Below are 19,488 nucleotides of genomic sequence, written 5' to 3' on the forward strand. Positions count from 1 at the left end.
GTGGCTCTGTATCGCACCTATCGCCCGGCTACCTTCGCCGACGTCGTGGGGCAGGAGCATGTCACCGATCCGTTGAGCCGCGCCCTGGATTCCGGACGCATCAATCACGCGTATCTCTTCTCCGGTCCCCGGGGGTGTGGCAAGACGTCGTCGGCGCGAATCCTGGCTCGGTCGCTGAACTGTGTGGAGGGGCCCACCTCCACGCCGTGCGGAACCTGCATCTCGTGCGTGGCCCTCGCGCCGGGCGGCCCGGGCAACCTCGACGTCATCGAACTCGACGCCGCGAGTCACGGCGGTGTCGACGACACCCGCGAGCTCCGCGACCGCGCGTTCTATGCACCCGCCGAGTCGCGCTACCGCGTCTTCATCGTCGACGAGGCGCACATGGTGACGAACGCGGGCTTCAACGCGCTCCTCAAGATCGTCGAGGAGCCGCCCGAGCATCTGATCTTCGTCTTCGCGACCACTGAACCCGAGAAGGTGCTCCCGACCATCAGGTCGCGGACCCACCACTACCCGTTCCGGCTGCTCGCGCCGCCGGTCATGCGCGGCCTGTTGGAGAAGATCTGCGAGCAAGAGGGCGTGACGGTGGCCCCCGAGGTGTACCCGCTCGTCATCCGTGCGGGCGGCGGGTCACCGCGCGACTCGCTGTCGATCCTCGATCAACTGCTGGCCGGGGCCGACGATCAGGGGGTCGCCTACGAGCGCGCTCTGGCCCTGCTCGGCGTCACCGACGTCGCGCTGATCGACACCGCCGTCGACGCACTCGCCGACGCCGACGGGTCGGCGTTGTTCGGCACCGTGGAGAAGGTGGTCGACGCCGGACACGACCCGCGGCGGTTCGCCGTCGACCTGCTCGAGCGTCTCCGCGATCTGATTCTGCTGCAAGCGGTTACGGATGCCGCGGACCGCGGGCTCGTCGAAGCGCCAGGTGACCAGCTCGCCCGGATGCGCACCCAGATCGAGACCCTCGGCCCGGCGTCGTTGACCAGATTCGCCGAGATCGTGCACAACGCGCTCGGGGAGATGCGGGGCACCACGTCGCCACGACTGCTGCTCGAGGTGATGTGCGCGCGGATGTTGCTACCCGCGGTCTCCGCCGACGACGCGGCGCTGCTGCAGCGACTCGAACGGCTCGAATCGGGAATCGGTACGACGTCGATCCCGATACCCGCGAAACCGGCTGAGCCGGAACCGGAGCCGAAGTTCGTGCGGCCGTCGCAACGCAAGGCGATCGAAGACGCCAAGGCCGCAGAGAACTCCGACCGCGCGGCTGCCGAGGCAGTGGAGGCCGACACCGCTCAGCCCGCGTCCCGTCGCGAGGAGGACGCGCCGGCTGCGGTGGCCGCTCCTGTCGTCGAGGAGCCCGAGGTCCCGGAACCGGTTGTCCCGGAACCGGTTGTCCCGGAACCGGTTGCCGCAGAAGCGGTTGTCCCGGAGCCGGTTACAGCGGAGCCTGTTGCATCGGAACCTGAACCATCCGAACCGGTGGCGGACGAGGGAACGTCCCTCGACGGTGAGGTCGTCGACTCCACGGTTCCCACCGAGGACCTGGCGGTCGGTGAATCGGCCGAAGGCCCTGCCGACGACGAATCGATGTTCGACGAGCTGATCGCCGAACCGCCGTCTGACGAGGCGGTCGAGGTCGATCCGGCGGCGGCCGACGGCATCACGTCAGACGAGGAGGCGCCGACCCTGGTCGAGGTCCCGGCCCAGGAGACGCCCGCGCAGCCTCGTTCGCGGGCCGAGCGGACTCCATCCGCCCCCGAGCCACCGTCGCGCCCCCGGGAGGCGCCCTCGCCGGAACCGGCCGCCGAACCCGCGTCGACGTCCCCGTATGACGACATCCCGCTGCCCGACGAGCCCGTCGACGAGTACGAGGTCCCGCCGCCGGACGTGACGCCGGTCCGCGCCCGCCCGCCCGAACCCACGCCGGAACCGGAGCCCGAACCCGAGGCGCCCGCGGGACTCGACGCCGACTCCGTTCGCAAGCGGTATCAGGAATTCCGGGCCGCGGTGCGGGAACGTTCCAAGAGCCTGGAGCCGATGCTGTCGGCGGCGGTCATCGCCGACGTCGACGGAACGACCGTGGTGCTCTCGCACCCGGTGGAGGTGCTGGTCGGGCGGTTGTCCGCGCCGCACGCGGTCACGATCATCCGAGAGGCGCTGACCGAGGTATTCGGTACCGAACTCGACGTACGGACGGTGCACCAGGCGCCGGGTGCCGCCGCTCCCACGGGTACGGCCACCGCGCCGCCGTCGAAGCAGCCGGCCAAGGCACGGCAGTCGTACTCACGTCCGAGTCGCGCACGAGACCAGTCGGCGACGCCGGCGCCCGCGCCGGAACCGGTTGCCGAACCGGAGGAGCCCGAGCCGCCACGTGCCGACGAGGACATCCCGCCCGACGAGCGCGCGGAGATGGTGGCCGATGCGCGTACCGGTAACCCCGAGCAGCGGCTCGACCCGGACCAGGTGGCGCTGGAACTGCTCAAGTCGGAGCTGGGGGCCCGGCCGCTCGAGTGAGCGGGAGCTCGGCACACGACGCTCGTGCACTGCTCATCGTGGTAGAACGCACAGATGCGACGAGTAGCGGTACGCATCGGATTGTCACTGATGTCGGTGGCGGCGGCGCTCACGATGTCGATGGCGTGCGCTGCGGCGACCCCGACCGGGACACCTGTGGATGGTGCGTCGCCCGGCGGCGGCACACCGGGATCGGTGGTCGATGCACCCGCGCCCGGGCCCGCCCCGTCGGTACGGATGCCCGTCGACCGGCGGGTCAGCGCGGTCGGTTTCGTCGATGTGCGGACCGCGGTTCCCGATGCCGTACTCGACCTGCGGTATGCGACGACCGACAACTTCGTCGGTGAGCGGCTGTACCCGCCGAACGCACGCTGCCTCGTCCACGAATCGATGATCCCGGGTCTCCGGATCGCCGCGCGGATGCTGCGGGCCGGCGGCGAAGTCTTGGTGTTCTGGGACTGCTATCGACCGCACTCGGTGCAGCAGAGGATGTTCGAGAAGGTGCCCGATCCGGCGTGGGTGGCCCGGCCGGGGCCGTATTCGACCAGTCACGAGGCCGGGCGTTCGGTCGACGTGACACTGGCCGCGCGCCGCCCGAATTGCCCGCCGCAGCGCGTCGTCGGCGATCATTGTCGACTCGACATGGGGACCGACTTCGACTCGTTCACCCCGCGGGCCACCGCGTATGCGACGGACGGGGTGGCGGCGCCGGCGCGGGCCGCGCGAGCCCGCCTGCGCGACGCGATGGCTGCCGGTGGGCTGACGGTCTACGCGGGGGAGTGGTGGCACTTCGACGGCCCCGGCGCCGACGTGCGCAGCCCGGTCATCGACGTGCCAGTCGCCTGAGCGTCGGGCCCCTTCGAGGCTCGTCGCTTGCGCTCCTCGCACCTCAGTAACTGCGGCCTGGCGGCCGTCGTAGACTCCGAAAGAACCTTGGTGAGCGTCCGAATTCTCGGCTCCCTGAGGTGCGAGCGAAGCGAGCCACGAAGGGCATCGCAACGTGCCTCACCAGGCCCTTCGAGGCTCGTCGCTATCGCTCCTCGCACCTCAGGGACCAGGGGTTATGCGGTTCTTTCGGATTAGGGAGCGGGGGCTGTCGCTTGCGCTCCTCGCTCCTCAGGGAGCGGGGGCTGTCGCCTGCGCTCCTTCAGGTAGCAGAGGGAGGGCGGTTGTCGGGGTCGGGCTCTCCGTCAGGCGTCCCACCACGGGCGCAGCGGGACCTGATGACTGCCGTCCTCGTCGAGCTTGGTGGCGAGGACGTGGTGGAGCTGGATGATGTTGCGGTCGAAGCCGATTCGGCAACCGGCCATGTAGAGGCCCCAGAGCAGCGCGGTGCCCTCGCCGACCTCGGCGACTGCTTCGTCCCAGTGCTCGACGAGGTTGACGTTCCAGTCGCGCAGCGTCATCGCGTAGTGCTCGCGGAAGTTCTCCTCGTGGATGACCTCCATGCCGCCGATGTCCTGCAGCTTGGAGATGATCTTGCCCGAGCCGGTGAGCTCGCCGTCGGGGAACACGTAGCGGTCGATGAACGATCCCGCCTTGGTGCGGCTCGCGTTGTCGGGCCGAGTGATGCAGTGGTTCAGCAGCATGCCGCCGGGGCGGAGCTTGTCGCGCATGAAACCGAAGTACGCCGGGTAGTTGTGGACGCCGATGTGTTCGGTGAGGCCGATGGACGACACCGCGTCGAATCCGCTCTCGGTGACGTCGCGGTAGTCGCTGTGGCGGACCTCGGCGAACTCACCGAGCCCCTCGTCGGCGATGGCCTTCTGTGCCCATTGCGCCTGCTCGGCGGACAGCGTCGCGCCGATCGCGTGGACGCCACGCCGTGCGGCATAACGGACCATTCCACCCCAACCGCAACCGATGTCGAGGAGACGGTCGCCGGGTTTGAGGCGGAGCTTCTCGAAGATGAGGCGGTACTTGTTCTCCTGCGCGGTCTCCAGCGATGCCTCGCGCTCCGGGTACACCGCGCACGTGTAGGTCATCGACGGCCCGAGGACCCACTCGTAGAACGTATTCGAGACGTCGTAGTGGTGGTGGATGACCTCGGCATCGCGAGACTTGCTGTGCCGCAGTCCCTCCGCGAATCGACGCCAACGCGGCACGGCCTCCTGCGGAGGCGGCGCGATCGGCTTGAAGTGGTCGATGCCGAGTGAGCGGGCGATGTGCGCGAGTGCCAGCGGGGACGGGCGGTGGAACTGCAGATTGCTGGCGATGGCCTTCAGCGCGGGATACGGGTCGCCCGGGTGCGCGCCGATGAGTTCGAGATCGCCTGCGATGTAGGCGCGCGCGAGCCCGAGGTCGCCGGGCGCGGTGACGAGGTAGGTCGTCCCGCGCGGGGTCTTCAGGTTGAGGCCGTACTGTGCGTCGGCAGGTCCGGCGGTGCTGCCGTCATAAGCGGTGACCCGGATCGAGAGATTCCCGCCGAGGAGTGTCTCGAAGATCTCCGCCAGGGTCATCCTGCCGGCGTGTGAGTCCACACTCGACGGCGTGCTGTCCTTGAACGTGGTCATTGGCGTTTCACCGCTTTCGCATAGAGGTCCAGCAGACGGCCGCGCGGGTCGTACCGCTTCTTGAGGAGCCGATAACTCTCTCCGCCGTAGAGTTCGTCGAACTCCTCCGGCGTGTAGAAACTCTCTGAGTACAACGACTTGTGGCCGTCGAGTTCGGCGACCTTGCGTTCGATGATCTTGTTGGTGTGCCCGGGATCGCCCGGGGAGGCCGGCACGGCCGACCAGAAGCCGACGTTGACGTAGGTGCGTTGCGGAGCAAGGGGATACAGCGGCCAGGGGCGTACCGGATCGGCACCCGGAAGCGCCGGCTCCCGAAGTCTCAGTGGGCACAGCCAGATCGGCTCGATGGGGATGTCGGTGAGGAACCATTCCACGTACTCGGCGGTGCGTTCGATGGGCACCTCGATGTCCTGTACGACCCGCTCGCCCGGAGGCAGACCCTTGCGGGCGTTGAGCCGGTCGCCGATGTCGAACCGCTGGTCGAGGCCGATCAGCTTCCAATAGAAACTGCTGCGCAGGTACCGCTTCGGCCACCAGCGCCGGATCTTGGGATTCTGCGCGCCGAATGCGCGTGAGCACCAGAACCAGTCGGTGTCCCAGCGCCAGAGATAGTCGTGGATCGTGAGCCGGTCGGTCGTCTTCTGTTGGATGGATCGGTAGAAGACGTCCATCCCGGTGTAGTCGCTGACCGGACCCTCGTCATCGGTCTGGCGACCGAGCGTGAGGTAGGACTCGTTGGCGGAGAACACGACTCCGTCGAGATAGTCGACCGGTTCGCCGTCGTGGTTTCTCGTGGTGACGATCGCGTCCATCGTCGACTGCAGCTCGGCGATCGACGAGAACCGGATGTGACGCAACGCCACGTAGGGCTTCACCGGCTCCAGCTCGATGCGGAGGCGGACCGAATATCCGAGCGTGCCATAGGAATTCGGGAAACCGAAGAAGAGATCGGCGTGTTCGTTGGTCGGCGTCGCGGTCAGGATCTCGCCGTCGCCGGTGAGGATGTCGATCTCGAGTACCGACTCGTGGGGCAGGCCCGAGCGGAACGATGTGCTCTCGATGCCGAGCCCGGTGACCGCGCCGCCGAGGGTGATCGTCTTGAGCTGCGGGACGACCAGGGGTGCGAGACCGTACGGCAGGGTGGCCGCGACGAGGTTCTCGTAGGTGCACATCCCGGCGACATCGGCGGTCCGCGCGTCCGGGTTCACCGAGATGACCCGGTCGAGTCCGGAGACGTCCAGTCCGGGATGTGGATTGGCGGCGCGCTTGCGGAAGAGGTTGGACGTCTTCTTCGCAAGGCGCACGGTTGCCTGCGGTGGAATGGCACGATAGCTGGCCAGAAGGTCGGACACCCCCTGGTCGAATGCCGCTCCCCCCATCTCCAGCCGGTTGCTCACCCGGTTAGCCTAGGACCTGATCAGTTCGCCCGCCAATCGTTTCGTACTGAGGAGTGTCCAATCGTGGGTCAGGTTTCCGCATCGCAGTCGCTCGACATCGCCGCCGCCCCGGACGCCGTGGTCGGAGCTCTTGCCGACTACAACGAGGTGCGCCCGGCGATTCTCCCGGAGCAGTACCGCGACTACCGGGTGATCAGCGGCGGCAACGGCGACGGCACCGTCGTGCACTGGATTCTGCAGGCCACGTCGAAGCGGCAACGCGACGTGCAGGCAACCGTCAGTGTCACCCCGGACACCGTCACCGAGCGCGACGCCAACTCGACGATGGTGACCACGTACACCGTCGCGGCGTCGGGAAGCGGTTCGCGCGTCACGACCACCACCACGTGGCAGGGTGCCGGGGGTATCGGCGGCTTCTTCGAAAAGACGTTTGCGCCGAAGGGTCTCAATCGAATTCAGGCCGAGGTGCTCGGCAACCTGAAGAAGCGCCTCGAGAGCTGACGCGTCCCGGCCGGACCGATGAACGATGCGGGGCGCCCGGATCGGGCCCGCCGCCGCCGTGGCCGGGCGCGACCGTCGCCCTTGCCCATCCGCGACGGAGTCGACGCAACGCGCGTGGTCCTGCGGTCGGGCCCGGAGGTGACGGTGGGGCAGGCGCTGCTGGCAGCGCCCAGTCTGGCCGGACTGACCACCGAGGACCTGCGTCGACGGTCCGCCGCCGGTGAGATCGTCGACGCCGACGGCCGCCCCGCGGATCTCGATTCGCCGTCGCGGCCCAACATCTCGCTGTACCTCTACCGGGATCTCGACGACGAGGTGCCGGTTCCGTTCGACCTGCCGGTGCTCTACCGCGACGAGAACATCGTCGTCGTCGACAAACCGCATTTTCTCGCCACGATGCCCCGGGGTCGGCACGTGACCGAGACCGCGCTCGTCCGGCTGCGCCGGGAGTTGGGCTCCGACACCGTGTCGCCGGCCCACCGGCTGGACCGGCTCACGGCCGGAGTGCTGCTGTTCACCCTCCGGCCGGAAGTGCGGGCGGCCTATCAGCACCTGTTCGCAGCCCGGGCCGCTCGCAAGGAATACCTCGCGCTCGCACCGGCCGACGAGGCGCTCGGCACGAGCGTGACCGTCCGGGACCGGATCGAGAAGACCGCGGGCGACCTGCGTGCTCTCGTCGTCGACGGGCCCGTCAACGCCATCAGTGACATCACGCTCGTCGATGCTGCAGGCCGCCACGGCGTCTACCGTCTGGTGCCGCACACCGGCCGCACGCATCAGCTCCGGCTGCACATGGCGTCGCTCGGAGTACCCATCGTCGACGACCCGCTGTACCCCGACGTGCGTCCGGATCTCGCGGCGCGCCCCGATCACGGGGATTTCTCGCGGCCGTTGCGCCTTCTGGCGCGGGTCCTGGAGTTCACCGACCCGCTGACCGGTGAGCACCGCAGGTTCGAGAGCATGCGGACGGTGTCGAAGGGGTAGGAAGTCCCGCGATCTACCCTGGCCGCATGACCATCCGAGCGTCCTACGAGCGGCATCCCGACCTGGGTTGCGAGGCCGTGGTCTTCATCGACGACGAGTCGCTGGCGTGTTTCCAGATCCAGCGCGACCTCGTCGGGGGACCGCGCGCCGACGAGTACTGCGTCACGACGGGGGCGAGTGCGCCGGTCTACGGTGCGATCACGCAGTGGCGCCGCGTCGACGACCGGTTCGAGTTCGCGCTGACGGCGCGAGCGGGTCGGCTGTTCGGCGACGATGTCCTGTCCTTCGAGGTCGCGGCCGCCGACGAGTCGACCGTCGACGACATCGCCGCGCATGTCGATCGGCTGCTGCGCTGACACGGCGACTACCCTGGGCCGGGTGACGCAACCATTCGATCCCAGCGCGCTGTTCGGCGGCGGTCAGGGCGGGGAGAACCCGATGGCCGGACTGCTTGCTCAGGCGCAGCAGATGCAGGAGAAGCTCCTGTCCGCGCAGAACGAGATCGCGGCGACGGAGGTGGTCGGCAGCGCGGGCAACGGACTCGTCACCGTGACCGGCAACGGCACGGGCGAGGTGACCGCGGTGACGATCGATCCGAAGGTCGTCGATCCCGACGACGTGGAAACCCTGCAGGACCTGCTGCTCGGGGCGCTCGCCGACCTGTCGGAGAAACGGGAGCAGCTGGCCAGCGAGAAGATGGGCCCGCTCGCCGGTGGTCTCGGCGGTGGCCTCCCCGGACTCGGCGGCTGAGCCCCAGCGCACCCGCACGACGCCGACCGACTAGTAGAAACCCCGGACACCGTGGACGCAGATCACCATGTATGAGGGACCGATCCAGGACCTGATCGACCAACTGGCCAAACAGCCGGGGCTCGGTCCGAAGGGCGCGCAGCGGATCGCCTTCCACCTGCTGGCCGGGGAGAAGTCCGACATCGATCGCCTCATCGCCGCGCTCGGCCGGGTCCGCGACGACGTCGTGTTCTGTGCCGAGTGCGGGAACGTGTCGGCGAACCGCCTCTGCCGGATCTGTTCGGACTCGCGTCGCGACGCCAGCAAGATCTGCGTCGTCGAGGAGCCGAAGGACGTGCACGCGATCGAACGGACCAAGGAGTTCACCGGTCGGTATCACGTGCTCGGGGGTGCGCTCGACCCGTTGTCGGGAATCGGACCCGACCAGTTGCGCATCCGCGAACTGCTGCGCCGGCTGGCCAACCAGGAGGACGGGGTCGACGTCTCCGAGGTGATCGTCGCCACCGATCCGAACACCGAGGGCGAAGCGACCGCGACCTACCTCCAGCGCATGCTCAGGGACTTCCCGGGTCTGTCGGTCACCCGGCTCGCGTCGGGGCTGCCGATGGGCGGCGACCTCGAGTTCGCCGACGAACTCACCCTCGGCCGCGCTCTGTCGGGTCGTCGCATCTTGGCGTGAGGTCCGGCCGTCGGACCCGGCAAACCGGACGGCTACTGTCAGGTGGTGAACTCGCGTAGTCGGTGGCGTCGTCGGATTCGGGGTGTGGCAGCGGGCCTGACGGCGGTGGTCGTGGCCGGGATGGTGACCGCGGGTCACGTCGCGTCGACGCCGGCGGCGTCGGCGGCGCCTGCACTCGAGTGGGGGGCCTGTCCCGCGGTCCACGGCGTCCCGGCGACGGTCCGGTGCGCGACGGTCGAGGTCCCGCTCGACCACCGCAAGCCGGATGGACAGACGATCGAGATCGGCGTCAGCCGTATCCAGGCGCGAGACCAGTCCCGCCGACGCGGTGTCGTGATGGGCAACCCGGGAGGGCCGGGTGGCGACGGCATCGCGATGTTCAGCCAGGTGCCCCCGCCCGCGGCGATGCTCGACGAATGGGACCTGGTGGCTGTGCAGCCGCGCGGTCTGGTGTCGGGCACCCCGCTGCGCTGCGAACCGATCACCGGCGACGAACCCGAACTGATGACGGCGCTCGGCAAGGTGAACCGCGATCGCTGCGAGGCCCGCACACCGGGCCTGGGCGCGACGCTCACCACCGAGAACACCGCCCGCGACATGGAAGTCGTCCGCGGCCTTCTCGGCGAATCGAAGGTCAGTCTCTACGGCATCTCCTACGGCACCCTGTTGATGTCGACCTACGCGACGCTGTTCCCGCAGCGGGTCGACCGCATGGTCCTCGATTCCGGCTTCGACCCCGGGCTGGTGTGGAACAGCCTCCTCTCCGCTCAGACACCCGGTTACAAGGCCCGAGTTCACGCGATGATGGCGTGGATCGCGCGCCATGACCGGATCTACCATCTCGGGAAGACGCCGCTCGCGGTGTACCGGAAGTGGAGCGACCGGGTCAGCGCGGAGGCGGGCGTGCCGCCCTCGCTCCTGGCGCCGCCCGCCCAGGTGGGGGACGTGCCCCCGGGGCTGCGGGCGTTCGCCGATCTGTACATCGCCGGCACCGACCTCACCGCCGACGCACGGGCGAGGTTCGAGAATTTCGTCGCCACCCTGCTCACTCCCGGGTCACTGCAACTGACTTCGCCGTTGCTGGCACTGACCCGCGCCTTCGCCCCCGACCGGAACTCCTGGCCCACGGTCGCGTTGATGACCGCGAAGCCCCGCCTGGCGCTGCCCAAGCCCGCGCCCGCCGTACTCGAAGCCGCGCAGGTCTCACAGGACATGCAGGCCACGATCCTGTGCAACGAGAATCGGGTGCCCGCGCAGCCGTCGCTCGGTTTCCAGGCGTTCATCGCGAACTATGTCACCGGGGATCCGTTCGAGGCGCCCGGTCTCGCCTACGAGTCCGGACTCGCCTGCGCAGGTGCGCCGGCCCTGGCCCGTCCGGTCGAGATCCGCAATCGCGGACTGGCGGTGACCCCGTTGCAGATCCAGAGCGTCGGCGACCCGCAGACCCCCTACCGCGGTGCTCTGACGATGCGGTCACTCATGCGCAGTCACCTCATCACGGTCGGCGGCGGCGATCACGCGCAGCTCGGCCGGGGCAACAAACCTCTCGACGACGCGATCGTCGAGTACCTCCGCACCGGCCGGACCAGCGTGCAGCGCGTCGCCGAGGCACCGATCACGGCCCCGCTGACACAGTTGCCGCCGGCGTTGGCGTCTGGTGTGGCCGGTCGGTGACCCATCCTGATGGGGTGAACCCGCAGACCCGGGCTCGAATCACCGAACTGGCCGATCGACTCGACACGGGGATCGTCGCCGTCGACGGACCGTCCGGCGCGGGGAAGTCGACGGTCGCCGACCTCCTGGTCGCGGACCTGCGCGCCCGGGGAGTCGGTGTGACCCTGGTCCGCACCGACGACTTCGCGACGTGGGACGACCCCGTCGCGTGGTGGCCGGAGCTGGAAGCAGATGTGCTGCATCCCTTCACGCGACGCCGCGACTACCGGTACCGGCCACGTGTCTGGCAGGACGGCATCCCGACACCCGGGCCCCGCGTGTGGATCGAGTGGCAGCCGCTGCTCATCATCGAAGGGGTGTCCTCGGCACGACGACGCATCGCCGACCGCCTCTCCCACGCGCTCTGGCTCGACGGCGGAACCCCCGGCGAACGGCTCGAGCGGACGGTCGCCCGCGACGGGGAGGACGCGCGGGCACATCTGGAGGCGTGGCAGGAGTTCGAGCGCGGCTGGTTCGGCGTGGATCGCACGCGGGAACGGTGTGTGGTCCTCGACTGATTAGTGTCGAGGTATGGCCACCCGACGACGCTTCCGCGATCTGGCGGAGCTCGACGCGCAGCTGATCGAGTGTCGCGCATGCCCGCGCCTCGTCGAATGGCGCGAACTCGTCGCCCGCGAGAAGCGTCGCGCGTACGCCGACGAGGAGTACTGGGGTCGGCCGGTGGCCGGCATAGGCCCGTCCGACGCGCGACTGCTGATCGTCGGGCTCGCGCCCGCGGCGCATGGCGGGAACCGCACCGGACGCATGTTCACCGGTGACCGCAGCGGCGACGTCCTGTTCTCCGCGCTGTATCTCGCCGGCCTTGCGAGCCAACCTCATTCGGTGGCCATCGGTGACGGCCTGGAGCTCTTCGACACGCGGATCACCGCGCCGGTGCACTGTGCGCCGCCCCAGAACAAACCGACGGTCGCCGAACGCGACACCTGTTCGTACTGGCTGCACGCCGAACTGGAACTCCTCGCACCGACGGTCCGCGCGGTGGTCACACTCGGTGGATTCGGTTGGCAGTCAACGCTTCGAACGTTCGCGAAGCTCGGCTGGACGGTGCCCAGGCCCCTGCCGAAGTTCGGGCACGGCGCCTCCACGACGCTCGTCCGCGACGGTGCCGAACTCGAGGTGTTCGGGTGCTACCACGTGAGCCAGCAGAACACCTTCACCGGGCGGCTCACGGTGGACATGGTCGTGGACGTGCTGACGGCGGCGGCGGGGTCGGCGGGGATCGAGAGTGGGTGAGACCCTTCGAGGCTCGTCGCTAGCGCTCCTCGCACCTCAGGGAGCGGAGGCGGCCGTTGCTCCTCGCGCCTCAGTATCTGCGGCCTGGCGGCCGTCGTGGACTACGAAAGCCCCTGCTCCCTGAGCCTGGATCTTTCACGTGAGGTTGGGGCGGGTGGGGTTGTGGTGTGGGCGTGCGTTGGTGAACGCCTGGAACGGCAGGTTGGCCAGTCCGGTGTCTTTGAGGTTGCGGATGCGGTCCTCGGCGCGGGCGCGTTGGCGGTGGCGTAGTTCGAGGGTGGGTAGCGTCCAGCCGGTGCCGCGGGTGTTGGTGGCGAACACGGTGTAGCGGCGGCCATCGATATCGGTCAACCGTAGTTGGGCCCCGGAGTGGGGGTACTCGCGGCGGACGATGACGCGCATCCCTGCCGGCCATGAGGGGGCATCAGCGTTGGCCAGGGCGGGAATCGTGCTGGTCAGCTCGGCGACGTGGGCGTCGAGTCGAGGTTCACCGTGGGTGTCGATGGCTGGTTGCCAGGCCTGTTCGGGTAGTCGGGCCAGTGCGGTTTTGATGGTGTCGGAGACGATGTAGCCGATCGAGTACTGCAATCCGGCGTCGGTGATGTGGGCCAGGAACTCTTTGGAACATCCCGCGGCGTCGGTGCGGACGAGTACCTGGCCGCGTTCACCGGCCGGTAGCTGGTCCAACGCGGCGCTCAGCGTGGTGATGTGCAGGTCAGCGCCTTGGGGTGAGGCGCCGCCGCGGCGGAGGTCGCAGATGAGTGGTTCACCGGTGCCGTACTGGCCGTGATCGAGCAGTGCGCACATCGGGGCGTGGCCGTACTGGCGTTTGTAGTTGATTTCGGCGTGTTCTTTGTCCGAGTGCGCGGTCACGGTGGTGGCGTCGAGATCGATGATGACCTGCCCGCCGTCGAAGCTGCCCGGTCGTCCCTCCAGGGGCCGTCGCCGCGCCCACACGCGTTCTCGGCAGTGTGCGCGGGCCTGGCGGATGGCGGCCACGGCTGCGGTGGAGTCCTCGGCGAGTGTGTTGATCAGGCGAGAGGCTGTCGGGTCCGAGGCGACGGTGCCGAACAGGGCGGGTTGGGCGCGCACGATCGCCAGATCAGACACACAGTCACCGCCCACGGCGACCGCGGTCGCGAGGTCGAGCAGCACTTTGGCGGGGTGGTGCACGGTGCGCGAGGTTGTCCACGGCATCAATGCCGCGCTCAGGGCGGTATCGAGACCGGCGATCTGCATGGTCTTGCGTAGCAGGACCGCGCCGGTGGTGCTGGTCAGTGACTCACTGCGGTCGGTATCGACAACCAGATGTGGGTAGCGGTTATGCTTCACGTGCGAAGTGCCTCTCTGCGCCAGGATCATTGTCTTGTGGTGATTCAATAATCCACTGGCAGACAGGCACTTTCGCGTATTCACACGCCGACAACCCCACACGCCCATGAAAGATCCAGGCTGAGGAGCGAGCTTGCGAGCGTCACGAAGGGTCTTGGCGAGTCGGGTTGCGAAGACCCTTCGTGACGCGCCCTCCGCAAGCTCCGGGCGCTCCTCAGGGAGCAGGAAGCAGGTCGTTCTTTCGGATTAGGGGGCGGAGGGACTACCGCCGGCGGCCGGCGGCGAGGCGCTCCCGACGAAGCCGGTCGACCTCGGGAAGATCCAACGGGGCAAGGGATTCCACGCCCAGCGCGGTGGCCAGGAGGTGGTCGGCGAGTTCGGGATTGCGGGCCAGGGCCGGACCATGCATGTAGGTGCCGAGAACGCTTCCCTGCACGACACCCTCCGTGCCGTCGCCGACTCCGTTGCCCACGCCGTGCCGCACCCGCCCCAGCGGCGCGGCATCGGAGCCGAGAGTCGTTCCCCCGCGGTGGTTCTCGAAACCGGTGAGGGGTTGTGACAGTCCCGGGAGGGCCGGGTCGACGAGCAGCTCGCCGATGCTCCGCGTCGCCTGGGGGGCCGTGGTGAGGTCGAAGAGGGAGATGCCGTCGACGCGTTCACCCGCCGACGTCTCGTACCAGTGGCCGAGCACCTGGATGGCGGCGCAGATGGCCAGCACCGGACGTCCAGCGGCCGCCGCCTGCTGCAGGCCGGGATAGCGCGTGAGATGCCGGGTGGCGAGTCGCTGCGCGTAATCCTCGGCGCCGCCGAGGGTGTAGACGTCGAGCGAGTCGGGGACGGGGTCGTCGAGCGTGATGTGGACGACCTCGGCGTCGATGCCGCGCATCAGTGCACGACGTTTCAGGACGAGGGCGTTCCCGCCGTCCCCGTAGGTGCCCATCACGTCGGGCAGGACGAGGCCGATCCGCAGGGTCGATTCGCTCACTGCTCTGCCTTCCGCGATCGTGCCGCGCGTTCCAGGGCGGTGCCGAGGTCGCGGAACGCCGTGTAGTTGGCCAGGACCTCCACGCGTCCCGGCGGGCAGGACGCGATGGCGGCCATGGGGTCGGGGACGGTGGTGTGCTCGGCGCCGGCGTAGAGCAGGCGCACGGACAGGTCGGCGGCACGCTCACCGGCGGCGACGACCTGCATGGTCTCGAAGGCCTCGAATCGCACGTCCCACAACCAGGACAGGTCCTCGCCGTCGGGAACCTGACCGTTGACCGCGATGACCAGCCCGTCGGCGTCCTGGTCGATCATGGACATCGCCTCTTGCCATCCGGCCGGGTTCTTCGCGAGAAGTGTTCGGACCGAGTGATTGCCGACCTGGTGGATGCCGTAGCGGCCGGCGACCTCGCCCACCGTGCCGACGGCAGCCACCGCGTTGCGCGGGTCGGCACCCATCGCGACGGCCGCGGCCACCGCCTGGGTCGCGTTGCCGCGGTTTGCCCTGCCCGGCACCGCGAGCTCCAGTGGAGCGCTGAAACCGTCTGGGCCGTAGATGTTCTCGTCGTCGAACCACCAGTCGGGCGCAGGACGGCGGAAGTTGTCGTCACCGGTCGAACGCCACCCGTCCGCGGAACGGACGATGGGCTCGCCGGTCCGCGGACAGCTGACGGAGTCGCCGACCCAACTCGCGCCGGCCGCGACCCAGACCACGTCGGGGGCGTCGAAGGCGGCGGAGGTCACCAGGACGTCGTCGCAGTTGGCGACCACTGTGGTCTCGGGGTGCCGCGCGATGCCCGCGCGGAGCCGGCGTTCGATCATGTTGATCTCGCCGACCCGGTCGAGCTGATCCCGAGAGAGGTTCAGCAGGACGAGGACCTCGGGGTCGACGGCGTCGCTGACATGGGGGACATGTAGTTCGTCGACCTCGAGCGCGCAGAACGGCGCCGTCCGGCTGAGGGTGAGGGTCGCGATGATCCCGGCGTCCATATTGGCGCCGTCGGCCTGCGTCGCGACCTCGCCGAGTTCGGCCATCGCGGCCGCGGTCATCCGGGTGGTCGTGGACTTGCCGTTGGTTCCGGTGACGATCGCGGTGCGCTTGCCCGCCGCGAGCCGGCCCATGATCTGGGGGTCGATCTTCGCGGCGACCAGACCGCCGATCATCGACCCCTTGCCTCGTCCCGCGGTTCGTGACGCCCACCGGGCGGCCGCGGCAGCGCCCAGGGCGACGGCGGTGCGGGCGGGAACGCGGGTGTTCGTGCGGGTTGCGGAACCGGCGGAAGAGAGTCGGTCGGGCATGCGCACGAGTGTGTCACAGGCCGATCCGGCGGGAGTGGTCGTGCCATCCGCCGGTGCCGCGTAGGCTCTGCGCCTGTGAGCCGCGACACCCAACTGCGTCTGTCCCTGCCCGCTCGAGTGCAACGCGGAGTGTTGCTCGCCGCCGCGCGAATCCCAGCGGGCGCGCTGGCCGTTCTGGGGCGTCGGGCACCGGTCAACTCCGACGGGGAGCGGGTTGCCCCCGAACTCGCGGCGATCGGCTGGGCGAACGACCACGTGCCGGGCCTGAATCCCTTCCAGGGCGAGGTGGCGCAGTCGCGGGCGCAGACCGACGAGAGCGGCGCCTCCATGGCGGAGGTGTTGCCGCCGATGGCAGTGGAGGAGGACCTCGTGATCGACGGGCCCGCCGGCCCGATCCCGGCCACCCGGTACCGCTCCTCGACCGAGTCGGAGGGGCTGCTCGTCTACTACCACGGCGGCGGCTTCGTCACCGGCAGCCGGATCAGCCACGACGCGTTCGTCCGTCGCCTCGCGCACGGCACCGGACTCGACGTCCTGTCCGTCGAGTACCGCCTCGCCCCGGAGGCGCCGTTTCCGGCGGCTGTCGAGGACGCGCTGGCGGCCTGGCGCTTCGCCGTCGAGGTCGCGCCGCGGTGGGGTCTCGATCCCCACCGGATCGTCGTCGCCGGGGACAGCGCGGGCGGGAACCTCGCGACCGTCGTCGCCCGGGAGGTCCGAGACGACTCCGTGACCCCTGTCTTCCAGCTGCTCATCTATCCGGTGACCGACCAGTCCGCCGACACCCCCTCCCGGCGAGAGTTCGCGTCCGGGTACTTCCTCACCGCCGACGGCATCGCCTGGTTCACCGACCGCTACCTGCCCGACGTGGCGCAGCGGAGCGATCCGCGGTGCTCGCCGCTGCTCGCCGACGATCTCTCCGGTCTCCCGCCTGCTCATGTCATGGTCGCCGGCTTCGACCCGCTGCGCGATGAGGGCCTCGCGTACGCGCGCAGGCTCGAGGAGGCCGGCGTTCCGGTCACGGTCCGGCGCGAGGGCGCGATGATCCACGGGTTCGTCAACATGACCCTCATCAGTCCAGGGGCCCGCGCCGCTGTCGATCGCCTGTGCGCGGTGGTGCGCGATGCGCTGGCCGCGACGCCGCCGCCGGGGACGACGTCACCGGCCTGAACGCACCGGGGTCTTCCCGCCGCTGAGTTCAGACACGTCGCCCGGCTCGGAATCGGGTGAGACCGTCGTCGATTGGGCGTCGGCCGCCGAATGTCGGGGACCCCGCGGCCGCGCCATCACCCCGGCGGCGCACCCGGCGACGACGATGATCGCGCCGACGATCTCTCCGACGGTCGGGACCTCGCCGAGGACGAGATAGGCCGTGGTGATCCCGACCACCGGCACGAGCAGCGACATCGGCGACACCCGGCTGGCGTCGTTGCGCCCGAGCAGGGTGGTCCACAGTCCCGCGCCGATGACGGTCCCGAAGATCGCGAGGTAGACCAGGCCACCGAGCGCCCGGAGGCCGCTGTCGGTACCGAGTGTGGACAGCGCCGCGAACCCCGCGGCCGGACCCTCGACGATGAGACTGACCAGGTACAGCGGCGGTGTCGCGACGACGGCCATCCACAACGTCATCCGAAGAGAATCGTCGGGACGGGCGAGTCTGCCCCCGATGTTGCCGGCGGCCCAGCTCAGACCACCGAGGACGGTGAGACCGATCGGGAGCAGCGCAGCCGCACCGAGGTCGCTCCCGCGGACCCGGTCCAGCGCGATCACCGCCATGCCGGCGACCGCGATCGCGAGTCCGAGGACCTGACCGAGGGTCATCCGTTCCCGGAGGAACAGCACGCCGAGCACGACGGTGAAGGGCGCCGACGTCTGCAGCACCAGGGACGCGAGGCCGGTGGGCATACCCAGATCCATCGCCAGGAACAGCAGGATGAACTGCATGCTGCCGAAGCCGGCCACGTACAGCAGGAACCACCGGAGACGCACCTTCGGGAACCTGACGAAGAGCATCACCGGTATCGCGAGCACCGCGAAACGCAACGCGGCGAGGAAGAACGGCGGGAAGTGGTCCAGTCCGAGACGGATCGCGATGAAGTTCAGTCCCCAGAGGACGACGACGAACAACGCGAGGAGGCGATCACGAGTGGACATGGCCCCATCGTCGGTCGTGGAGAATTGAAGAACAATCGAATTTAGACGGACGGATTATTCAGTTTTACTGAATAATCGCCGCGTCACTCCTGCGCGGCGGCGACCTTCGCGCGTACGTCGTCCATGTCGAGACCTTCGACGGCGCCGATCAGTTCCTCGAGTTGTGCCGCGGGGAGTGCGCCGGGCTGGTTGAAGACCAGGATGCCGTCGCGGAACGCCATGAGTGTCGGGATGGACCGGATGCCCAGGCTGCCGGACAGCTGCTGCTCGGCCTCGGTGTCGATCTTGCCGAACACGATGTCGGAATGCGCTTCGGACGCCTTCTCGAAGACGGGCGCGAACTGTCGGCACGGACCGCACCAGCCGGCCCAGAAGTCGAGCAGGACGATGCCGTCCGAGGCGATGGTGTCCTCGAAGGTTTCCAGGGTGATTTCTTGCGATGCCATGCACTCCACAACGGTGGCGGGGTCCCAGACATTCCGGACAGGCTCAGGGTCGGGATGAGTACCGTTGTCCCATGGAGGTCCGGCGTCTACGGCTGCTGCGCGAGTTCGCCGACCGCGAATCGATCGGCGCGGTGGCCGAGGCGATGCACATGACCCCGTCGGCAGTGTCGCAGCAACTCAAGGTGCTGGCCGAGGAGGCAGGGGTAGCGCTGTTCGAACCCGACGGCAGGCGAATCCGCCTGACCGAGGCCGGGCGGGCACTCGTGCTGCGCGCCGACGACGTGATCGCGGCAGTGGATCGGGCGCAGGAGGAGATGGCGTCGTACCGGTCCGGCAAGGCGCGTGTCCGGCTGGCGATGTTCCCGTCCGGTGCGACCCTGCTGCTGCCGTCGGTCCTGGAGCGGGCCGCGGCGTCGGGCATCGACGTGCACGCGGTGCATCTCGACGTCGGATATCACGATGCCGCACCGGCTCTAGCGGATCACGACATCGTGGTCACGCACCGTGACGAACGCACCCCGGCGATCGACGAGCCCCGGGTCCGGGTCACCGAGTTGATGCGCGAACCGGTCGACGTGATCGTCGCCGCCGACAACGAGCTGGCCTTGCGAGACCAGGTCGCGGTCACCGAACTCGCCGACCACGACTGGATCAGTGTCGAAGGCGGGTTCCCGGTCGACGATGTGCTGCTGTCGATCTCGGCGGCGACCGGAGTGGCGCCACGGGTGACCCAGCGGATGCTGGACTTCACCACGATCGAGGCGCTCGTGGCCCACGGGCACGGCATCGCGCTGATGCCGCGCTTCGCGGTACGCCACCCCGACGTGAAACGGTTGGTACTCAAAGGGGTTCGCGCCGCCCGGGTGTACGAGGCACTCGCCCGGCCGCGTTCGCGTGGGGCCGTGCAGCAGGTCGTCGACCACCTGCGGGCCGTGGGTGTGGACCAGGGCTGACGGCCGCCG

18 protein-coding genes and 1 pseudogene are annotated in these 19,488 nt (G+C 69.0%); 12 read left to right on the forward strand and 7 right to left on the reverse strand.

What is annotated here, in order from left to right; genetic code table 11:
• Together KTR9_RS02605 and KTR9_RS02610 are read left to right on the forward strand one after the other, a co-directional pair.
• A complete protein-coding gene (locus KTR9_RS02605) occupies nucleotides 1-2,523 on the forward strand; it encodes a DNA polymerase III subunit gamma and tau (protein WP_014925093.1) in 2,523 nt (840 codons plus the stop codon).
• Between the two features lie 54 nt (nucleotides 2,524-2,577).
• A complete protein-coding gene (locus KTR9_RS02610; RefSeq protein ID WP_014925094.1) occupies nucleotides 2,578-3,369 on the forward strand; it encodes a M15 family metallopeptidase in 792 nt (263 codons plus the stop codon).
• A 344-nt stretch (nucleotides 3,370-3,713) separates the two neighbouring features.
• Here the strand turns inward: KTR9_RS02610 and KTR9_RS02615 are convergent, their stop codons facing one another.
• Nucleotides 3,714-5,036, reverse strand: coding sequence for a class I SAM-dependent methyltransferase (locus KTR9_RS02615; RefSeq protein WP_014925095.1), 1,323 nt, complete (start codon nucleotides 5,034-5,036; stop codon nucleotides 3,714-3,716).
• Nucleotides 5,033-6,415, reverse strand: coding sequence for an FAD-binding oxidoreductase (locus tag KTR9_RS02620; protein WP_044507532.1), 1,383 nt, complete (start codon nucleotides 6,413-6,415; stop codon nucleotides 5,033-5,035). Before KTR9_RS02620 ends, KTR9_RS02615 begins: the two co-directional genes overlap by 4 nt.
• Nucleotides 6,416-6,496: 81 nt before the next feature.
• Here KTR9_RS02620 and KTR9_RS02625 point away from each other — a divergent pair, with 81 nt between their 5' ends.
• The 8 genes from KTR9_RS02625 to KTR9_RS02660 all read left to right on the forward strand — a co-directional run bounded on the left by KTR9_RS02625 (nucleotide 6,497) and on the right by KTR9_RS02660 (nucleotide 12,314).
• Nucleotides 6,497-6,934, forward strand: a complete 438-nt coding sequence (locus tag KTR9_RS02625; protein WP_010844077.1) for an SRPBCC family protein — start codon at nucleotides 6,497-6,499, stop codon at nucleotides 6,932-6,934.
• An 18-nt stretch (nucleotides 6,935-6,952) separates the two neighbouring features.
• Nucleotides 6,953-7,918 (forward strand): pseudouridine synthase, encoded by a 966-nt coding sequence (locus tag KTR9_RS02630; protein WP_238554016.1) that lies wholly within the window; start codon nucleotides 6,953-6,955, stop codon nucleotides 7,916-7,918.
• Nucleotides 7,919-7,944: 26 nt separating this feature from the next.
• On the forward strand, nucleotides 7,945-8,274 hold the full coding sequence (locus KTR9_RS02635; protein WP_010844079.1) for a hypothetical protein: 330 nt from the start codon (nucleotides 7,945-7,947) through the stop codon (nucleotides 8,272-8,274).
• Nucleotides 8,252-8,668 carry a YbaB/EbfC family nucleoid-associated protein gene (locus tag KTR9_RS02640; protein WP_193363221.1) on the forward strand — a complete coding sequence of 139 codons (417 nt, stop codon included), beginning with the start codon at nucleotides 8,252-8,254 and terminating at the stop codon, nucleotides 8,666-8,668. Before KTR9_RS02635 ends, KTR9_RS02640 begins: the two co-directional genes overlap by 23 nt.
• Nucleotides 8,669-8,735: 67 nt before the next feature.
• Nucleotides 8,736-9,347 carry a recombination mediator RecR gene (recR, locus tag KTR9_RS02645; RefSeq protein ID WP_010844081.1) on the forward strand — a complete coding sequence of 204 codons (612 nt, stop codon included), beginning with the start codon at nucleotides 8,736-8,738 and terminating at the stop codon, nucleotides 9,345-9,347.
• 120 nt (nucleotides 9,348-9,467) lie between these two features.
• The gene (locus tag KTR9_RS02650; protein ID WP_231632747.1) at nucleotides 9,468-11,021 is read left to right on the forward strand and encodes an alpha/beta fold hydrolase; all 1,554 of its coding nucleotides are present in this window, start codon (nucleotides 9,468-9,470) and stop codon (nucleotides 11,019-11,021) included.
• A gap of 14 nt (nucleotides 11,022-11,035) precedes the next feature.
• Nucleotides 11,036-11,578: a uridine kinase family protein gene (locus KTR9_RS02655; protein WP_010844083.1), complete on the forward strand. Its 543-nt coding sequence runs from the start codon at nucleotides 11,036-11,038 to the stop codon at nucleotides 11,576-11,578.
• Between the two features lie 13 nt (nucleotides 11,579-11,591).
• Nucleotides 11,592-12,314, forward strand: a complete 723-nt coding sequence (locus KTR9_RS02660; RefSeq protein ID WP_014925100.1) for a uracil-DNA glycosylase — start codon at nucleotides 11,592-11,594, stop codon at nucleotides 12,312-12,314.
• Between the two features lie 180 nt (nucleotides 12,315-12,494).
• Here the strand turns inward: KTR9_RS02660 and KTR9_RS02665 are convergent.
• From KTR9_RS02665 to KTR9_RS02675, 3 genes and pseudogenes are all read right to left on the reverse strand, one after another.
• A pseudogene (locus KTR9_RS02665) lies at nucleotides 12,495-13,646 on the reverse strand (IS1380 family transposase); the annotation flags it as partial.
• Between the two features lie 262 nt (nucleotides 13,647-13,908).
• A complete protein-coding gene (locus tag KTR9_RS02670; protein ID WP_010844085.1) occupies nucleotides 13,909-14,631 on the reverse strand; it encodes a type 1 glutamine amidotransferase in 723 nt (240 codons plus the stop codon).
• Nucleotides 14,628-15,929 (reverse strand): MurT ligase domain-containing protein, encoded by a 1,302-nt coding sequence (locus KTR9_RS02675; RefSeq protein ID WP_044507534.1) that lies wholly within the window; start codon nucleotides 15,927-15,929, stop codon nucleotides 14,628-14,630. Before KTR9_RS02675 ends, KTR9_RS02670 begins: the two co-directional genes overlap by 4 nt.
• Before the next feature lie 75 nt (nucleotides 15,930-16,004).
• Here KTR9_RS02675 and KTR9_RS02680 point away from each other — a divergent pair, with 75 nt between their 5' ends.
• The gene (locus tag KTR9_RS02680) at nucleotides 16,005-17,096 is read left to right on the forward strand and encodes an alpha/beta hydrolase (RefSeq protein ID WP_014925103.1); all 1,092 of its coding nucleotides are present in this window, start codon (nucleotides 16,005-16,007) and stop codon (nucleotides 17,094-17,096) included.
• Here the strand turns inward: KTR9_RS02680 and KTR9_RS02685 are convergent.
• Together KTR9_RS02685 and trxA are read right to left on the reverse strand one after the other, a co-directional pair.
• On the reverse strand, nucleotides 17,085-18,080 hold the full coding sequence (locus tag KTR9_RS02685; RefSeq protein ID WP_014925104.1) for an EamA family transporter: 996 nt from the start codon (nucleotides 18,078-18,080) through the stop codon (nucleotides 17,085-17,087). The two genes, KTR9_RS02680 and KTR9_RS02685, sit on opposite strands and share 12 nt — an antisense overlap.
• A gap of 83 nt (nucleotides 18,081-18,163) precedes the next feature.
• Entirely contained in the window at nucleotides 18,164-18,526 is a 363-nt protein-coding gene (gene trxA, locus KTR9_RS02690) for a thioredoxin (protein ID WP_010844089.1), read from the reverse strand.
• Nucleotides 18,527-18,597: 71 nt separating this feature from the next.
• Between trxA and KTR9_RS02695 the strand changes: the two genes are divergently transcribed.
• Complete coding sequence (locus KTR9_RS02695) at nucleotides 18,598-19,479, forward strand: LysR family transcriptional regulator (RefSeq protein WP_014925105.1); 882 nt, start codon at nucleotides 18,598-18,600, stop codon at nucleotides 19,477-19,479.
• The last annotated feature ends 9 nt before the right edge of the window (nucleotides 19,480-19,488 follow it).

The sequence above is a fragment of the Gordonia sp. KTR9 genome (genome assembly GCF_000143885.2).
GTDB lineage: Bacteria > Actinomycetota > Actinomycetes > Mycobacteriales > Mycobacteriaceae > Gordonia.

Coding starts and splice junctions, on each gene's coding strand:
- KTR9_RS02610 (WP_014925094.1), top strand. CDS start 2,578: ATGCGACGAGTAGCGGTACGCATCGGATTGTCACTGATGTCGGTGGCG.
- KTR9_RS02615 (WP_014925095.1), bottom strand. CDS start 5,036: ATGACCACGTTCAAGGACAGCACGCCGTCGAGTGTGGACTCACACGCC.
- KTR9_RS02620 (WP_044507532.1), bottom strand. CDS start 6,415: ATGGGGGGAGCGGCATTCGACCAGGGGGTGTCCGACCTTCTGGCCAGC.
- KTR9_RS02630 (WP_238554016.1), top strand. CDS start 6,953: ATGAACGATGCGGGGCGCCCGGATCGGGCCCGCCGCCGCCGTGGCCGG.
- KTR9_RS02635 (WP_010844079.1), top strand. CDS start 7,945: ATGACCATCCGAGCGTCCTACGAGCGGCATCCCGACCTGGGTTGCGAG.
- KTR9_RS02640 (WP_193363221.1), top strand. CDS start 8,252: ATGTCGATCGGCTGCTGCGCTGACACGGCGACTACCCTGGGCCGGGTG.
- recR (WP_010844081.1), top strand. CDS start 8,736: ATGTATGAGGGACCGATCCAGGACCTGATCGACCAACTGGCCAAACAG.
- KTR9_RS02650 (WP_231632747.1), top strand. CDS start 9,468: ATGGTGACCGCGGGTCACGTCGCGTCGACGCCGGCGGCGTCGGCGGCG.
- KTR9_RS02660 (WP_014925100.1), top strand. CDS start 11,592: ATGGCCACCCGACGACGCTTCCGCGATCTGGCGGAGCTCGACGCGCAG.
- KTR9_RS02675 (WP_044507534.1), bottom strand. CDS start 15,929: ATGCCCGACCGACTCTCTTCCGCCGGTTCCGCAACCCGCACGAACACC.
- KTR9_RS02685 (WP_014925104.1), bottom strand. CDS start 18,080: ATGTCCACTCGTGATCGCCTCCTCGCGTTGTTCGTCGTCGTCCTCTGG.
- trxA (WP_010844089.1), bottom strand. CDS start 18,526: ATGGCATCGCAAGAAATCACCCTGGAAACCTTCGAGGACACCATCGCC.
- KTR9_RS02695 (WP_014925105.1), top strand. CDS start 18,598: ATGGAGGTCCGGCGTCTACGGCTGCTGCGCGAGTTCGCCGACCGCGAA.